The organism is Butyrivibrio sp. TB (genome assembly GCF_900110805.1).
In the GTDB taxonomy this organism is placed as follows: Bacteria; Bacillota; Clostridia; order Lachnospirales; family Lachnospiraceae; genus Butyrivibrio; species Butyrivibrio fibrisolvens_C.
The window spans coordinates 1-16,618 of sequence record NZ_FOER01000018.1 but is presented as its reverse complement, the minus strand read 5'-3'; the positions used below and the strand labels follow the sequence as shown (position 1 = coordinate 16,618).

The window sequence follows — 16,618 nt, the reverse complement described above, 5'->3', positions numbered from 1 at the left end:
CATAAAACACCTAAGGTAGATGGAGGTAATAAAGATGCAGTCCCGTACACATACATGCGGAGAATTAAGGCTGTCAGACGCAGGCAAGAAAGTTAAGCTGTGCGGATGGCTTGAGAATTTCAGAGAAGTCGGAGCAGAACTTGGATTCGTAGTAATCCGTGACTTCTATGGTACAACACAGGTTGTAGCAGAAAATGCTGATATGATGAAGCAGTTCAAGGCTATAACCAAGGAATCAACAATATCAGTTGAAGGTGTTGTAAGAGAGAGAAGCTCCAAGAACCCTAAGCAGGAGACAGGTGAGATTGAAGTTGTCCCTGAGAAGGTAGAAGTTCTTGGACGTTGTCGCTACAATGAGCTCCCTTTTGAGATCAATCACAGCCGTGAAGCAGATGAGACAGCAAGACTTAAATATAGATATCTTGATCTTAGAAATCCAGAAGTTAAGAAGAACATCATCTTAAGATCACAGATCATTGCAGCTCTTAGAAGCTCTATGATAGATCACGGTTTTATGGAGATCACAACTCCTATACTTACAGCATCATCACCTGAAGGAGCCAGAGACTATCTTGTTCCTGCACGTAAGCACCCTGGTAAGTTCTATGCACTTCCTCAGGCACCTCAGCAGTTCAAACAGCTCCTTATGGTTTCAGGTTTTGACCGTTACTTCCAGATAGCACCTTGCTTCCGCGATGAGGATGCAAGAGGTGACAGATCACCGGGAGAGTTCTACCAGCTTGATATGGAGATGGCATTTGCTTCTCAGGAAGATGTATTTGCAATAATCGAAGATGTACTTCCTCCAATCTTTGCCAAGTATGGAACATATGACAGAGCATCAGGTGCTCCTTTTGTAAGAATTCCTTATCTTGAAGCTTTGGAGAAATATGGAACAGATAAGCCTGACCTTCGTATCGACCTTACAGTTACAGATGTTACAGAGCTTCTTCGCACACCTGACTTCGCTCCATTTGCTGACGGCGTTATCAAGGCTGTTGTAGTATCAAACTTCCATGAGAGCCGTAAGTTCATCGACAAGACAATGGAAGCTGTAGAAGTTCAGTCAGGTAATAAGGGTTACTGGTTCAGAGTAGATGAAAATGGCGAACTTGTTGGAGGTATCTCCAAGTTCGTAGCACCTAAGAAGGATGAAGTTGTTAAGGCACTTTCACTTGAGCCTAACACACTTGTAGTTCTTTCTGCTGGTGAAAAGGGTGCTGCAGTTAAGACAGCAGGTGTACTTGTTAAGACATTTGGTGCAGCTGTTCCCGGACACATGGACAAAGAGCAGTATGCATTCTGCTGGATAGTAGACTTCCCTATGTACGAGATAGGCGAAGAGTCAGGAGAGCTTGAGTTCTGCCACAATCCTTTCTCAATGCCTTCAGGCGGTCTTGATATCCTTCTTAAGGCAGAAAAAGGTGAGGTTGATCCTCTTACTATCATGGCAGATCAGTACGACCTTGTTGTTAACGGCGTAGAGCTTTCATCAGGTGCTGTTCGTAACCACGATCCTGAGATCATGATCAAGGCATTCGAACTTGTAAAGCTTGGTGAAGAGGACGTTAAGAAGAAGTTCCCTGCTATGTACAACGCATTCTGCTATGGTGCACCGCCACACGCTGGTATCGCTCCCGGAGTAGACCGTATGGTAATGCTCCTTGCAGCAGAGGATTCAATCCGTGAGATTATTCCGTTCCCTATGAACAAGAATGCTCAGGACGTAATGATGGGAGCTCCGAGCTTTGTAACAGACAAGCAGCTTGAAGAGCTTCACATCAAGACTACAGCTACAGAAGAAGAGTAAAGTTTGAAAGTGTTCCACTTTCAAACCCAAATTGATGACGCGAGCTCCATCAATTTGAACCATTAGTCACTCGTTTCACTCGCGACATGAGGTTAATCATGTATAAATAACGAAAAGCCATCCTAGGTAAGTTGGGATGGCTTTTTTATTTAAAATAAAAACTTCCCACTTGGACAGGCCTGCCCCTGTAAAGACTTCGGGGATGCCGGCCCGTCCAAGTGGGAAGTGCGACTGCTTGAACACAGACTGTCGTTTTTGTGACAGCCTTGCACATAAATTAACCACTATGTTAAAATATTGGTGAACATGCGTGTTTTTATATTTTTATTATGAAAGGTATATATGCGAGATTGGTCTAATGCATTTAAATATCTTGTATATGTTGGCCAGCTGGGGCTTGATCTGATCATGCCCGTGCTGCTTTGTCTTGCAGGATGCTGGTACCTTGATACACATTTCGGATTTGGAATGTGGATTTATTTTGTTGGGCTTTTTTTCGGTCTTGGCGCAGGCTTTATGACTTTCTGGAAGTTTTACACCAAAATAGTCATGAAAGGTCAGAAACGCCCTGACAAGAACAAACCAAAAAGTCATTCTTTTTCCAAACATTACTAAAAAGGCTTTTTAGCCGAAATATAATAATGTGGACACTTACTTATGACAGATTCAAGAGGACATTTTAAGGGGAGGGAAGTTTCATGCATTTAGATGATGATATCAAAGGACTCGTTAAAGGAGTTTTTGCCTGTTGCGGGATTTTGTGTGTCATTGAGATCGTGGTCGGTTTTTTGATTTCATTTACCGGCTTATACGCGTTTGATGTGACTATTGTTATCGGTGCAGTTGGCGGTACTCTTATTGGAATGATCTGCTTTATCTGGATGGCAGTTTCTCTCCAGAGATCGCTCAACGCGGCACAGAATGGAGGTGCAGAAGTAAGAAGAGGCGTTCAGAAAGGCTACACTCAGAGAATGGGGCTTCAGGGCTTATGGATTGTAGCTTCTGTTTTTGTACCCTTTATCAATGTTATAAGCGCTCTGATACCGCTTCTCTTCCCGAAACTAGCTATTTATATACTACAAATAACCGGCAAACTGAACCTGACCGGCAAGGTTGGTTCAGAGCCCGGAGTAAAAGGAGGTGAATCCTGATTTATGGACATTGATCTTCATGGCGCGAGGATCTATACGATAGTAGAAAACTCGCCGATTGGGGAGATCCACATCACTCAGACCATGATCATGGGCTGGATAGTTCTGATCGTATTGTCTTTTATCTGCTGGATCCTTGGAAGAAATCTTAAGGTAACCGGCATCAGTAAGAGGCAGGCCATTGCAGAGTGGATAGTAGAGCTTCTTAATAACTTTGTAAGAGGCAATATGGGCGATAAGTTCGACTACTATATTCCATTCATTGGCGCTTTGTTCGGGACTGCTATTTTCAGCAACATGATAAGTCTTGTAGGAGGATGTTGGAGTCCGACTGCTGACCTGGCAACAGAGGCCGGATGGGCGATCATTGTATTGATACTCATAACCAAGCACAAAATCAAGGCTAATGGATTCGGCGGATATCTCAAAGGATATCTTGATCCTATGCCGGTAATGCTACCTATGAATATCATCAGTGAATTCTCCACGCCTATATCTATGGCTTGCCGTCACTTCGGCAACATACTTTCGGGTATGGTTATCGGAACCCTGATCTATTCTTCACTGGGGCTTGCCAGTGCTGCGCTGCTGGGACTTATCCCTGTAGTTGGAGGATGGCTTGCAGCTAATATTCCGATCCTTGAGATTGGTTTACCGGCTGTGACATCACTTTACTTTGACTGGTTCAGCGGACTGATCCAGCCGTTTATCTTCTGTACACTTACGTGTATATTCATTAAACAGGCATCAGAATAAGTTACTTACAGGCAATAAACCTATTACAGTAACGAATAATTCTTAGGAGGAATTAAATATGGATTTAACAGTATTAGCTAAAGGTATTGCACTTGCAGGATGTGGTATTGGCGCCGGACTTGCTCTTATAGCAGGTATAGGTCCTGGTATTGGTGAAGGTAATGCGGCAGCAGCAGCAGTTTCATCAATCGCACGTCAGCCGGAAGCATCAGGCGAGATCAGATCAACACTTATCCTCGGTGTCGCTCTTTCAGAGACAACAGGTATTTACGGTTTCGTTACAGGTCTTCTTCTGATCTTCGTTGCACCTGGTCTTTTCCTTGGACAGCTTTAATAAGGTCAGGAACAAGGACACTTAAACCAAGAAAAGGAGAATACCATGGAAGCAACATACAATTTATTGGTTTCGCTGGACTGGCAGACAATTGTTGTTCAGCTGATCAACCTGGGTATTCAGATTCTTTTGTTCAAAAAGTTCCTGTACAAACCTGTAATGGACATCTTGGCCAAGCGCCAGGGACTTGTAGACCAGCCTTTAAAAGAGGCTGAAGAAGCCAAGGCCAAAGCGCTTGATCTCAAAGCTCAGTACGAGACAAGTCTTTCCAGAGCTAACGACGAAGCTGATCGTATAGTCAAGGAAGCAACAAGTACTGCGACTAAGAGAAGCGAGAAGATCGTTGCAGATGCCCAGTCAGAGGCTGCCTCAATTAAGAGACAGGCAGAGAAGGATATTGAGCAGCAGAAAAAGCGCGCGATCAATGATGCCAAAGACGAGATCGGTTCTATGGCAATGAGCATCGCGTCTAAGGTTATCGGCCGCGAAATCAACGAAAAGGATCATGAGAACCTAGTTGACGAATTCATTCAGAATGTTGGAGATACGTCTATATGATGACCGAAACAGCCAAGAAATATGGTGGAAGCTTATATGAGCTTGCTTCGGAAGAAAATCAGACGGATCTGGTTTTGGAACAGCTTGGGACAGTTCTTTCTCTCATGAAAGAAAATCCCCTTTACGAAAAGCTTCTTTCAGAACCCAGTATCAGTAAGGATGACAGGGTCAGACTCCTTGATGAAGCATTCGGAGCTGACATGTGGCCTTACCTTCTGAATTTCCTAAAACTCATGTGTGAGAAGGGATATATGGGCGAAGTTAAGGGCTGCGCCAAAGAGTATCGCAGACTTTACAATGAAGCCCATGGCATTGTGGAAGCAACCGTTACAAGTGCTGTAGCACTAACAGATGCTCAGAAAACTGCCCTTCACGATAAGCTTGAGAAGATGAAAGGCAAGAGGGTCGATATGACCTGCTATGTCAATCCCGCGCTTATCGGCGGTATCCGTCTCGACATGGATGGCAAGCGATATGATGGCACAGCAAAAGAGCGTATTGATGCTCTTAATTCCATCATCAAAGATACAGTTGTATAACCCTGAAAGGGTAAGTATGCGCAGTAAGCGCAGGAATAAGAGGATGAGAAATGGCGCTGAAACCTGAAGAAATTAGTCAGATAATAAAAAGCCAGATCAAGCATTATTCCGCCGCTATCGAACAGGCAGAGACAGGAACTGTTATCCTGGTCGGTGACGGTATCGCACGTGCCAGCGGAATGGAAAAATGTATGGCCGGAGAACTTGTAGAATTCTCTAACGGTACTTACGGCATGGCACAGAATCTGGAAGAAAACAGCATTTCAATAGTCCTTCTTGGTTCCGATGTAGGAATTAAAGAAGGCGATATTGTAAAGCGTACAGGAAAAGTTGTATCTGTTCCTGTAGGCGATGATGTACTCGGAAGAGTAGTCAATGCCCTTGGCCAGCCAATAGATGGCAAGGGTGATATTACGTCTGTACGTTTCGATCCTATCGAACATACAGCACCCGGAATCATCGAACGTCAGCCTGTTAAGGAGCCTCTCCAGACAGGTATCAAAGCTATCGATTCAATGATCCCGATAGGTCGTGGTCAGCGTGAGCTTATCATTGGTGACCGTCAGACAGGTAAGACAGTTATTGCTACAGATACTATCATCAACCAGAAGGGCAAAGATGTTATCTGTATCTATGTAGCTATAGGTCAGAAGAATTCCACAGTTGCCAACCTTGTTGCAAATCTTGAAGCAGCAGGCGCTATGGAATATACAGTAGTTGTTGCAGCTACTGCATCAGAAGGTGCTCCTCTTCAGTACATTGCACCTTATGCAGGAGCTACTATTGGTGAATATTTCATGAATCAGGGCAAGCATGCACTTATCATCTATGATGATCTTTCTAAGCATGCGGTTGCTTATCGTGAGCTTTCACTCCTTATCAGACGTCCACCGGGACGTGAAGCTTATCCCGGAGATGTATTCTATCTGCACTCACGTCTTCTTGAAAGAGCAGCTAAGCTTTCTGAAGCTAAAGGCGGCGGATCACTTACAGCTCTTCCTATCATCGAGACACAGGCAGGTGATGTATCAGCATACATTCCTACCAACGTTATCTCTATTACAGACGGACAGATATTCCTTGAGACAGAGCTGTTCCACGAAGGTGTACGACCTGCCGTTAACCCCGGTATCTCCGTATCCCGTGTAGGTGGTAATGCTCAGGTCAAGGCCATGAAGAAGGTTGCCGGAACACTCAAGCTTTTGTACTCACAGTACAGAGAGCTTCAGTCTTTCGCACAGTTCGGATCAGACCTTGATGAAGATACCAAGGCTCGTCTTGATAAGGGTGCCAGAATTGTGGAAGTTCTCAAGCAGAACAGAGGAACTCCTGTTCCTGTTGAGAAGCAGGTAGCAATTCTTTATGCCGTTAACAATGACTACCTTAAGGAAGTTGACACAGCTCAGGTAGCAGAATATGAGTCAGGTCTTTATGATTTCCTTGATGCCAATGAAAAGGGCAAGGCCGTAATGGACAAGATTGCCGCTACAGGCGCATGGGATGATGAGATCGAAGGTGCTCTTAAGGATTCACTTTCTGAGTATACAAAACGGTTTACAAAGAATGCATAAGCGGAAAGGAGAACTGACATGGCTTCGATGAAAAGCATCAAGCTCCGCATAAAATCAGTGCAGAGCACCATGCAGATTACCAGAGCTATGAAGCTGGTAGCTTCTTCCAGACTCCGCAAGGCCCAGGAACGTGTAGAGAACAGCCGTCCTTATTACGAAGTCCTTTCTAAGACGCTCAACGATATAGCTAATTCAAACTCTGATTTTGATTCTGTATATCTTAAGAAAAGAGAGATCAAGAAGAGGTTATATATCGTATTTGGCGGAGACAGAGGACTTGCAGGCGGCTACAATGCCAACATGTTCAGGATGATCGAACAGGAAACCAAAGGTAAGGAATGTGCATTCCTTCCTGTAGGTAAGAAAGCACTGGAATACTTCCGTAAGAGAAACAGGGAGATCATATCCGATGCTTTCCCGCTGGTAGGTGAAGTATCTGTCAGTGACTGCTTCGAAATGTCAAGACTCGTATGTCAGGGCTATAAAAATGGCGACTACGACGAGATCCATGTGGCCGGAACTGTCTTCAAATCGGTTCTGTCACAGGTACCTACGACCTGGCAGCTGCTTCCGTTTACACCGGATCCACCGTCAGAAAACGGTCGTGAGGTTATCATGTATGAACCGAGTTCTGAAGAGACATTCAATGCGATAATACCGGAATATATAGCAGGTATCATCTTCAGCGTAATGTGCGAAAGTGCCGCATCCGAACAGGGTGCACGCCGTATGGCTATGGAGAATGCTACCAACAACGCTTCCGACATGATCGACAATCTCAGCTTGTACTACAACCGTGCAAGACAGGCTGCTATCACGCAGGAGATCACGGAGATCGTATCGGGATCCGGTTCATAACGCTGGAATGAAGCGTGTAACTGTAAACATCTTTTGTCTAAATATAAAGGAGATAATCATTGGCTACAGAAAATATAGGTACAGTAACCCAGGTAATGGGACCTGTACTGGACATCAAATTTGAAGATGGACAGCTGCCGGATCTGATGAATGCCATTGAGATTGATAATAATGGCACACGTCTGGTAGTAGAAGTTGCCCAGCATATAGGTGACGACAAAGTCCGCTGTATCGCCATGAGCAGTACCGACGGCCTTATGAGAGGAACTCCTGCCAAAGATACCGGAGCACCTATTAAGATGCCCGTTGGCGAAGAGTGCCTTGGTAGGGTATTGAACCTCCTTGGTGAGCCTGTAGATAACAAGGAGCCGATTCAGGCTTCAGACTATTGGCCTATCCACAGAGAGGCTCCTGCTTATGAAGATCAGCAGACGGCAAGTGAGATCCTGGAGACAGGTATCAAGGTCGTTGACCTTATCTGCCCTTATCTTAAGGGTGGTAAGATAGGTCTGTTCGGCGGTGCCGGCGTTGGTAAGACAGTTCTTATTCAGGAACTGATCCACAACGTAGCAACAGAGCACGGTGGATATTCAGTATTCACAGGTGTTGGTGAGCGTACCCGTGAAGGTAATGACCTTTATGGTGAGATGAGCGAATCAGGAGTTATCAATAAGACAGCTCTTATATTCGGTCAGATGGACCAGCCTCCGGGAGCTCGTATGAGAGTAGGTCTTTCAGGACTTACTGTTGCTGAGTATTTCCGTGATGTTAAGAAGCAGGACGTGCTTCTGTTCATCGATAATATCTTCCGTTTCACTCAGGCAGGTTCTGAGGTTTCGGCGCTCCTTGGCCGTATGCCTTCGGCCGTAGGTTATCAGCCTACACTTGCTACCGAAATGGGTGAACTTCAGGAGCGTATCACATCAACCAAGGACGGATCTATTACATCTGTTCAGGCTGTATACGTACCTGCGGATGACCTTACAGACCCTGCTCCTGCAACAACATTCACACATCTGGATGCTACTACGGTTCTGTCCCGTGAGATTGCTTCTCAGGGTATCTACCCTGCAGTTGATCCGCTGGATTCTACTAGCCGTATCCTTACACCTGAGATAGTTGGTAAGGATCACTATGAAGCAGCCAGAGGCGTACAGCAGGTTCTTCAGAGATACAGAGAGCTGCAGGATATCATCGCTATCATGGGTATGGATGAACTTTCTGACGAGGATAAGCTTACAGTTAGCCGTGCTCGTAAGGTTCAGAGATTCCTGTCCCAGTCATTCAGCGTTGCTGAGCAGTTCACAGGTATCCCCGGCAAGTATGTACCGCTTAAAGAGACTATCAGAGGCTTCAACATGATCCTTAACGGTGAGTGTGACGAGCTTCCTGAATCAGCATTCCTCTTCTGCGGAACTATCGATGAAGCCTTCGAAAAAGCAAAGAAATCATAAGATGAAGGAGGGATGAGCTATGGCAACTCCGTTTCATCTTCAGATAGCTACTCCTGACGGGAGTAAGCTGGACGGACAGGCTACAAGGATTATCCTTCGCACCATAGACGGTGATGTCTGTGTTATGGCAAAGCATACTAATTATTGCTCTGCACTTGGCATGGGACCTGCTAAGGTTGAATTCGAGGACGGAACAGTAAAAACAGCTGCCTGCATGGGCGGAATGATAAATGTCATGGACGGCGAGTGCCGTGTTGTTGCTACAACATGGGAATGGAAAGAGGATATCGATCTTGAGAGAGCTATGGATGCCAAAAAGCGTGCTCAGGAGCGACTTGCAACCAAAGACAAACTTGGTGACAAGGATGTCATGCTTGCAGAAGCTAAGCTCAAGAGAGCCCTTATAAGATCCGATGTAGCGAACAAAAAATAATAAGTTGTACACATAAAAAGAGCTTGGAGACATGTTATTTTATACAGTTTCCAGGCTCTTTTTTTGTTGAATAGATAGAAAATTAAAATTGAGGACTAAATAGCAATAATTAAACATTAAAAATTCAAAATGTGTTGTAAAATAATTTTGTATTAAAGACAAATAGTATATCAGTTGTATTAATAATAAATACATGTAATACCGTACAACTGGTAATTGGCTTGAGAAGAAAAAGTTAATGTTATAAGAGGTAGGAGGCAAAAAAATGAACAACATTCCAGAAATCAAAATCGGAATCGTAGCAGTTAGCCGTGATTGTTTCCCGGCTAGCCTTGCAGAAAACAGAAGAAAAGCACTTGTTAAGGCTTATGCAGACAAGTATGATGCTAAGGACATCTATGAATGCCCTATTACAATCATTGAGAGCGAGATCGATATGGTTAACGCTCTTGAAGATGTTAAGAAGAACGGATGCGAAGCTCTCTGCGTATTCCTTGGAAACTTCGGTCCTGAAATTTCTGAGACACTTCTTGCTAAGCACTTCGACGGACCTAAGATGTTCTGCGCAGCTGCAGAAGAGAGCCAGAACGACCTTATGGACGGAAGAGGCGATGCATACTGTGGTATGCTCAATGCAAGCTACAACCTTGCACTTAGAAATACAAAGGCATATATCCCTGAGTATCCTGTAGGCGATGCTGAGGATTGTGCTGATATGATCCACGAGTTCCTTCCGATCGCTAAGGCTGTATATGCACTTCAGAACCTTAAGATCATCAGCTTCGGACCTCGTCCTATGAACTTCCTTGCTTGTAATGCTCCTATCAAGCAGCTTTACAACCTTGGTGTAGAGATCGAAGAGAACTCAGAGCTTGATCTCTTCGAGAGCTTCAAGAACCACGCTGGCGATGCTCGTATCCCTGAAGTAGTAGAAGATATGAAGAAGGATCTTGGATCAGGCAACAAGAAGCCTGAAGTTCTTGAGAAGCTTGCTCAGTATGAGATTACACTTCTTGACTGGATCGAGGCTCACAAGGGCTACAGAAAGTTCGTAACACTTACAACAAAGTGCTGGCCTGCATTCCAGACACAGTTCGGATTCGTTCCCTGCTATGTAAACAGCCGTCTTACAGGAAGAGGAATCCCTGTATCATGTGAGGTTGATATCTATGGAACACTTTCAGAGTTCATCGGAACAGTTATCAGTAACGATGCTGTAACTCTTCTTGATATCAACAACTCTGTACCTAAGGATATGTACAAAGAGTCAATCGAGGGCAAGTTCCCTTACAAGCACACAGATACATTCATGGGCTTCCACTGCGGCAATACATGCACAAGCAAGCTTTCATTCCATGAGATGAGATACCAGAAGATCATGGCTCGTAACCTTCCTATCGAAGTTACAAACGGAACACTTGAAGGAGATATCGTTCCTGGTGAGATCACATTCTATCGTCTCCAGAGCACAGCTGATTCTAAGCTTCGTGCTTACATCGCTCAGGGTGAAGTACTTCCTGTTGCAACTAAGTCATTTGGTTCAATCGGTGTATTCGCTATCAAGGAGATGGGCAGATTCTACAGACACGTACTTATCGAGAAGAACTTCCCTCACCACGGTGCTGTTGCATTCGGTAACTGGGGCAAGCAGCTCTTCGAGGTATTCAAGTACATCGGTGTACCTGTAGAAGAGATCGGTTACAACCAGCCTGCAGGAGTTAAGTATCCTACAGAGAATCCTTGGGCATAATCTTAGATAGTATAAAAATTATACAAAAAATAAGGTTATAGAAAAGGTATAGTTTAGATTTTCAAGGGTCTGTGCATGACAAGGTGCACAGACCCTTTTTTGTAAAAGTTTGATAGTAGCCCTCCATGACTTTGTTCCTTAGTCTTCACAGGAAAGCCTTTTATCGGTATAATTATAATATATGTCAGTTAGGGAAAAAGCTTTATTAAAGGAGGAGGACAATGTCAAAAAAAGTCATCAGACGGCTAACAGCTATGCTGTCAGCTATTGTCATTTCTCTTGCATCAGCACTTGCGGCGCCTCAGGCGGTTGTTGATGTACAGGCAGCGCCTGTAATAGCAAGAGGAATAGACGTATCTCACTATCAGGGTGCTATTAACTGGACAGCAGTTGCAAATAGTGGTATCACATTTGCATTTGTTCGCGTAGGAACTTCCAAAACTATCGACACACAGTATATCAATAACCTTCAAGGCGCTGCAGCAGCAGGTCTTAGAGTAGGTGTTTACTGGTATACATATGCTATGAGCCCGGAGCAGGCAGCTAGTGAAGCAAGTCTGTTACTACAGCTTATCGCACCTTATCAGGTATCTTTTCCTGTAGTAATTGATATCGAAGCTCAGTGCCAGAAGGCTCTTAATATGGCTCAGCAGCAGGCGATCGTCAATACATTCTGTACTATAGTATCTGATGCAGGATATATGCCAATGGTATATGCAAGCAGAAACTGGTACGTACAGCGTCTTGGCGATGTATCATGGCAGAAATGGGTAGCTCAGTACTCTGATACCAATACAATGCCTTACAGCTATGGCGTATGGCAGTATACGAGCAGTGGTTCAGTTCCGGGTATAAACGGCAGAGTTGATATGGACTATCTCTTCACAGATTATTCATCAGTGATCATCCCTGAAGGATTCCTTACAACAGCCAAGGGTACATATTATTACAACAATTACCGCTGGCAGAAGGGCTGGGTCAGACCGGCAGCAGGCGGCAAGTATTTCTGTGATGCTTCTAACGGCCTTGTATGGAAGGGCTGGATGAACGATGGCGTCAATCAGTACTATCTTGATCCTGCCAATGGTGGTAATGCTAAAGTAGGACTTGCTGATATAGAGAATTCAAGATACTACTTTGATGCAGAAGGAATCATGCAGACAGGTCTTCTTACAGTAGGAGAAGGCATCCAGACATATTTTGGTACTGATGGTAAGGCTGTAAAGGGATTTGTACCACTTCCTGATGGCACAAGATATTTTAACGACGATTATGTAATGCTTACAGGCCTTCAGAGCATAGGAGATAATCTCTACTATCTCGGCACAGACGGTATCATGAGAACAGGTCTTTTAGGACTTGATACAGGTATCTATTATTTCGACGCAGAAGGTAAGGCATACACAGGATTCTATACAGATGCTGCTTCAGGTAAGACCTATTACTTCGAGCCTCAAACACGTACTGCAGTAGTAGGACTTCAGACTATAAATAATAATCTGTACTATTTCAACGAGAATGCTGTAATGCAGACTGGTATGCTTGGAGTTGGCGGAGCAAAATATATGTTCGGCGCAGACGGCGCAGCAGTCAGCGGATTCTATACAGATCCTGCAACAGGCGGAGTATACTATTTCGATCCTAAGACACATGCAGCAGCAGTTGGTAATGTAACAATTGATAAGGCAAGCTACTTCTTCAACGCAGAAGGACTGATGCAGACAGGATTTGTAGGCGACTACTTCTTCGGCGCAGACGGCAAGATGGTAGCAGGGCAGATGTTTAGCGATGGTGTTAATTTCTATATCGCAGGCAAAGACGGTCTGATCCTTAAAGGTCTTAACAAGACCAAGGATGGCACATACATGCTGGATCCTGTAGATGGACATATGGTTATCGGATTCGTACAGATAGGCGACGGATTCTTCTACTTCGCAGAAGATGGCAAGATGGTAGCAGGGGCAACTATCAACATAGCAGGCCTTGACTGCACATTTGACAAGAACGGTAAACTTATAGCACCTGAAGGACTCGTACCTCCTGTAGTTGCTGTATATTAAAATCTCATTAGCATATGGGATTTTCGATTAGTTTTAATTAAATGATTATTATAAAAGAGCGGTTGTTGTGTTTTGGTAAAAGTTGCACATCAATCGCTTTTTTTATATGAAATGCAAAAAACATGCGCAACTCTTAAGTGGAAACTTTACGAAAAATGTGATAAAGTAAATAGGCAATTTTGAAAAAGGGAGTAAGTGGTGCTGCACTATATAAAATATGGTGGACAGCAACCAATTTGGAGGTGAGTGAAAAAATGAATTTAGAACAGGCTAAAGAGAAACTGGCAAAATACGGACAGGAGCATGTCCTTAAATACTACGATGAGCTTTCAGAAGAAAGCAAAAAGGCACTTCTGCAGCAGATAGATGAAACAGATTTTGCTGTACTTTCTAAGTGCTCAGAGCTTGGAAAGGGCGGCAACCGCGGCAAGTTCAGCCCGCTTGCAGCTATGCAGCTTCCTGAGATAGAAGCAGGCAGAGAAGAGTTTGAGAGAATCGGTATTGAGACTATCAAAGCCGGCAAGACAGCAGCAGTACTTCTTGCAGGCGGAATGGGAACACGTCTTGGATCAGACAATCCAAAGGGAATGTATGATATAGGTCTTACCAAGAACGTATATATCTTCCAGAGACTTTTTGAGAACCTTATGGACAGCGTTAATGCTGCAGGTGGAGCTTATATTCATCTTTTCATAATGACAAGTGAGAAGAACCATGAAGCTACAGTTAAGTTCCTGACTGAGAAGAAGTTCTTTGGATATCCTGAAGATAAGGTTACATTCTTCAAGCAGGATATGGCACCTGCTTCTGACTATGAAGGTAAGGTATACATGGAAGGCAAGGACCGCATCTCTACATCACCTAACGGTAATGCAGGATGGTTCTCATCAATGATCAGAGCAGGCCTTCTTGATGTCATCCATGCAGAAGGAATCGAGTGGATCGATGTATTTGCTGTAGATAACGTACTTCAGAGAATCTGTGATCCTTGCTTCGTAGGTGCTACAGTTAAGCGCGGAGTAAGCGTTGGTGCCAAGGTTGTTAAGAAGAATGCTCCTGATGAGAAGGTTGGTGTTATGTGCCTTGAAGATGGTAAACCTTCAATCGTAGAGTATTACGAGCTTTCACAGGAGATGATGGATGCCAAGGATGAGAACGGCGATCCTGCTTATAACTTTGGAGTAATCCTTAATTATCTTTTCAATGAAAAGGCTCTTGAGGAGATAGCTTCTAAGGAACTTCCTCTTCACGTAGTTGAGAAGAAGATCCCTCATATAGATGAAAATGCGCAGCTTGTTAAGCCGGAGAAGCCAAACGGATGCAAGTTCGAGCAGCTTGTTCTTGATATGATCCATATGCTGGATTCATGTCTTCCTTACGAAGTAGTAAGAGAGAAAGAGTTCGCACCTATCAAGAACGCTACAGGTGTTGATTCTGTAGAGTCAGCAAGAGAGCTTTGCAAGCTCAATGGAATCGAGCTTTGATAATACTTTAGGCCTATTTAAAGCCTAAGTTAAGGTAGCCATAATATGATTTTCAAGGCGATGATGCCTCAGACGATTATATTATGGCTATTATCGTTTGTATGGTTGTTAACATTTTGACAGCTTTGCATAACATGTTGTTATTGAACGGCCAACTCGTGTTATTTATAATTACGGATAGTAAGAGCGAGTTTGGTAATAGTGAGCATACATATGTTTTTTGTGTATCCCAGGAGGTAAACATTATGACAATTTTAGTAACAGGTGGAACAGGTTATATCGGAAGCCATACAGTAGTTGAACTGCAGAACGCCGGATATGATGTAGTAGTTATGGACAACCTCTGTAACTCATCAATGAAGGTTCTTGACAGAATTGAAGCTATCACAGGCAAGAAAGTTCCTTTCTATGAAGCAGATATCAGAAACCGTGAGGATCTTGAGAAGATCTTTTCAAATGAGAAGATCGATGCAGTTATCCATTTTGCAGGACTTAAGGCAGTTGGCGAGTCTGTTCAGAAGCCTTGGGAATATTATGAAAACAACATCTCAGGAACATTGACTCTTCTTGATGAGATGAGGAAGCATAATGTAAAGAACATCATCTTCTCCTCATCTGCAACAGTTTATGGCAATCCTGCCATCATCCCGATCACAGAAGAGTGCCCTAAGGGAGTATGCACCAATCCTTACGGCTGGACCAAGCATATGCTTGAGCAGATCCTTACAGATATCCAGAAGGCGGATAATGAGTGGAATGTAGTACTTCTTAGATACTTCAATCCTATCGGAGCTCACAAGTCAGGAACTATGGGAGAGAATCCTAACGGTATTCCTAACAACCTCATGCCTTATATCACACAGGTTGCAGTTGGTAAGCTTGATCACCTTAACGTATTTGGTGATGATTATGATACACCGGACGGAACAGGTGTTCGTGACTATATCCATGTAGTAGATCTTGCTAAGGGACATGTTAAGGCTCTTAAGAAGCTTGAACCCGGCACAGGACTTTCACTTTACAACCTTGGAACAGGCGTAGGTTACAGCGTTCTTGATATCGTCAAGAACTTCGAAGAAGCTAACGGCGTCAAGATCCCATACGTGATCGCTCCCAGAAGAGCCGGAGATATCGCAACCTGCTATTCAGATGCAAGCAAGGCTGAGAAGGAACTTGGCTGGAAGGCTGAGAATGGTATCCGCGAAATGTGCGAAGATTCCTGGAGATGGCAGAAGAATAATCCGAACGGATACGAAGACTAAAAAAAGACTGATATAAAGATCGGTATAAAGGGCTCGCCTTGTATTAAGGCAGAGCCCTGATTTTTTAGTAACTGTAACTTCGAACTTATCAAACATACGCAGCAATTTGAATCGTTAAAAGCTGTCTTTGCCTATGACATGAGGCTAAATTTGTTGGCAATATGCAATCTGTCATCTAAAAGATGCATTTCGTCGCATTGGGGAACACTTCTTTAAAAAAAGATGATAATATATACTCAGTCTCGACATTAAAAGGAATGTACTTCTATTCCCGTAAGGAAGCTAGGGTAAAGTTTTTGTAGGATTAATAGATAATGGTAAAATAATTGTACGCAATAAAAAGGACAACCTTCTGTGTTAACATATTTGTTGGCAAAAACAAAAAATGCAGGAGGTGTCCTTATGGACAGTATAAAACAAATTTGGGAAGAAGTGGAAGAAAAACTTGTAAAAATTAAGGAATCTTTTGCAAAGAATCCTTTCGAGATGGCTGAGTTTGAAAGAGGAGTACATGCTCAGTTCAACAGACTCGAAAGAGATTTCATAAAGCAAACGCTTGAAGAAAAAGACAACCAGATAAGAGGCAGTCTCAAACGCT

16 protein-coding genes are annotated in these 16,618 nt (G+C 43.7%); all 16 read left to right on the top strand.

What is annotated here, in order from left to right; all coding sequences use genetic code 11:
- The first annotated feature begins 34 nt into the window (after positions 1 to 34).
- The gene (aspS, locus tag BMX21_RS12375) at positions 35 to 1,810 is read left to right on the top strand and encodes an aspartate--tRNA ligase (RefSeq protein ID WP_242952916.1); all 1,776 of its coding nucleotides are present in this window, start codon (positions 35 to 37) and stop codon (positions 1,808 to 1,810) included.
- Positions 1,811 to 2,152: 342 nt separating this feature from the next.
- Entirely contained in the window at positions 2,153 to 2,425 is a 273-nt protein-coding gene (locus tag BMX21_RS12370; protein WP_022754105.1) for an AtpZ/AtpI family protein, read from the top strand.
- A gap of 83 nt (positions 2,426 to 2,508) precedes the next feature.
- A complete protein-coding gene (locus tag BMX21_RS12365; RefSeq protein WP_027203648.1) occupies positions 2,509 to 2,961 on the top strand; it encodes an ATP synthase subunit I in 453 nt (150 codons plus the stop codon).
- 3 nt (positions 2,962 to 2,964) lie between these two features.
- Positions 2,965 to 3,717 carry a F0F1 ATP synthase subunit A gene (locus BMX21_RS12360; protein WP_027203647.1) on the top strand — a complete coding sequence of 251 codons (753 nt, stop codon included), beginning with the start codon at positions 2,965 to 2,967 and terminating at the stop codon, positions 3,715 to 3,717.
- Positions 3,718 to 3,775: 58 nt separating this feature from the next.
- The gene (gene atpE, locus BMX21_RS12355; RefSeq protein WP_022758206.1) at positions 3,776 to 4,051 is read left to right on the top strand and encodes an ATP synthase F0 subunit C; all 276 of its coding nucleotides are present in this window, start codon (positions 3,776 to 3,778) and stop codon (positions 4,049 to 4,051) included.
- A gap of 45 nt (positions 4,052 to 4,096) precedes the next feature.
- Entirely contained in the window at positions 4,097 to 4,609 is a 513-nt protein-coding gene (atpF, locus tag BMX21_RS12350) for a F0F1 ATP synthase subunit B (RefSeq protein WP_027203646.1), read from the top strand.
- On the top strand, positions 4,606 to 5,148 hold the full coding sequence (gene atpH / locus BMX21_RS12345) for an ATP synthase F1 subunit delta (RefSeq protein ID WP_022754110.1): 543 nt from the start codon (positions 4,606 to 4,608) through the stop codon (positions 5,146 to 5,148). Before atpF ends, atpH begins: the two co-directional genes overlap by 4 nt.
- Before the next feature lie 50 nt (positions 5,149 to 5,198).
- Positions 5,199 to 6,719 (top strand): F0F1 ATP synthase subunit alpha, encoded by a 1,521-nt coding sequence (gene atpA, locus BMX21_RS12340; RefSeq protein WP_092044819.1) that lies wholly within the window; start codon positions 5,199 to 5,201, stop codon positions 6,717 to 6,719.
- An 18-nt stretch (positions 6,720 to 6,737) separates the two neighbouring features.
- Positions 6,738 to 7,577: an ATP synthase F1 subunit gamma gene (gene atpG, locus BMX21_RS12335; RefSeq protein ID WP_022754112.1), complete on the top strand. Its 840-nt coding sequence runs from the start codon at positions 6,738 to 6,740 to the stop codon at positions 7,575 to 7,577.
- A gap of 59 nt (positions 7,578 to 7,636) precedes the next feature.
- On the top strand, positions 7,637 to 9,031 hold the full coding sequence (gene atpD / locus BMX21_RS12330) for a F0F1 ATP synthase subunit beta (RefSeq protein ID WP_022754113.1): 1,395 nt from the start codon (positions 7,637 to 7,639) through the stop codon (positions 9,029 to 9,031).
- 19 nt (positions 9,032 to 9,050) lie between these two features.
- Entirely contained in the window at positions 9,051 to 9,464 is a 414-nt protein-coding gene (gene atpC / locus BMX21_RS12325; RefSeq protein WP_022754114.1) for an ATP synthase F1 subunit epsilon, read from the top strand.
- 265 nt (positions 9,465 to 9,729) lie between these two features.
- Complete coding sequence (locus tag BMX21_RS12320; RefSeq protein ID WP_092044816.1) at positions 9,730 to 11,214, top strand: L-fucose/L-arabinose isomerase family protein; 1,485 nt, start codon at positions 9,730 to 9,732, stop codon at positions 11,212 to 11,214.
- Positions 11,215 to 11,435: 221 nt separating this feature from the next.
- The gene (locus BMX21_RS12315) at positions 11,436 to 13,274 is read left to right on the top strand and encodes a GH25 family lysozyme (protein WP_092044813.1); all 1,839 of its coding nucleotides are present in this window, start codon (positions 11,436 to 11,438) and stop codon (positions 13,272 to 13,274) included.
- Between the two features lie 254 nt (positions 13,275 to 13,528).
- A complete protein-coding gene (locus BMX21_RS12310) occupies positions 13,529 to 14,758 on the top strand; it encodes a UTP--glucose-1-phosphate uridylyltransferase (protein ID WP_092044810.1) in 1,230 nt (409 codons plus the stop codon).
- Between the two features lie 245 nt (positions 14,759 to 15,003).
- On the top strand, positions 15,004 to 16,020 hold the full coding sequence (galE, locus tag BMX21_RS12305; protein ID WP_022754118.1) for a UDP-glucose 4-epimerase GalE: 1,017 nt from the start codon (positions 15,004 to 15,006) through the stop codon (positions 16,018 to 16,020).
- 402 nt (positions 16,021 to 16,422) lie between these two features.
- A partial coding sequence (locus tag BMX21_RS12300) for a hypothetical protein (protein WP_143057256.1) occupies positions 16,423 to 16,618 on the top strand: 196 nt, incomplete at its 3' end.

Excerpts from the sequence above, each read along its gene's own strand:
- aspS (WP_242952916.1), top strand. The coding sequence starts at position 35 with ATGCAGTCCCGTACACATACATGCGGAGAATTAAGGCTGTCAGACGCA.
- BMX21_RS12370 (WP_022754105.1), top strand. The coding sequence starts at position 2,153 with ATGCGAGATTGGTCTAATGCATTTAAATATCTTGTATATGTTGGCCAG.
- BMX21_RS12365 (WP_027203648.1), top strand. The coding sequence starts at position 2,509 with ATGCATTTAGATGATGATATCAAAGGACTCGTTAAAGGAGTTTTTGCC.
- BMX21_RS12360 (WP_027203647.1), top strand. The coding sequence starts at position 2,965 with ATGGACATTGATCTTCATGGCGCGAGGATCTATACGATAGTAGAAAAC.
- atpE (WP_022758206.1), top strand. The coding sequence starts at position 3,776 with ATGGATTTAACAGTATTAGCTAAAGGTATTGCACTTGCAGGATGTGGT.
- atpF (WP_027203646.1), top strand. The coding sequence starts at position 4,097 with ATGGAAGCAACATACAATTTATTGGTTTCGCTGGACTGGCAGACAATT.
- atpH (WP_022754110.1), top strand. The coding sequence starts at position 4,606 with ATGATGACCGAAACAGCCAAGAAATATGGTGGAAGCTTATATGAGCTT.
- atpA (WP_092044819.1), top strand. The coding sequence starts at position 5,199 with ATGGCGCTGAAACCTGAAGAAATTAGTCAGATAATAAAAAGCCAGATC.
- atpG (WP_022754112.1), top strand. The coding sequence starts at position 6,738 with ATGGCTTCGATGAAAAGCATCAAGCTCCGCATAAAATCAGTGCAGAGC.
- atpC (WP_022754114.1), top strand. The coding sequence starts at position 9,051 with ATGGCAACTCCGTTTCATCTTCAGATAGCTACTCCTGACGGGAGTAAG.
- BMX21_RS12320 (WP_092044816.1), top strand. The coding sequence starts at position 9,730 with ATGAACAACATTCCAGAAATCAAAATCGGAATCGTAGCAGTTAGCCGT.
- BMX21_RS12315 (WP_092044813.1), top strand. The coding sequence starts at position 11,436 with ATGTCAAAAAAAGTCATCAGACGGCTAACAGCTATGCTGTCAGCTATT.
- BMX21_RS12310 (WP_092044810.1), top strand. The coding sequence starts at position 13,529 with ATGAATTTAGAACAGGCTAAAGAGAAACTGGCAAAATACGGACAGGAG.
- galE (WP_022754118.1), top strand. The coding sequence starts at position 15,004 with ATGACAATTTTAGTAACAGGTGGAACAGGTTATATCGGAAGCCATACA.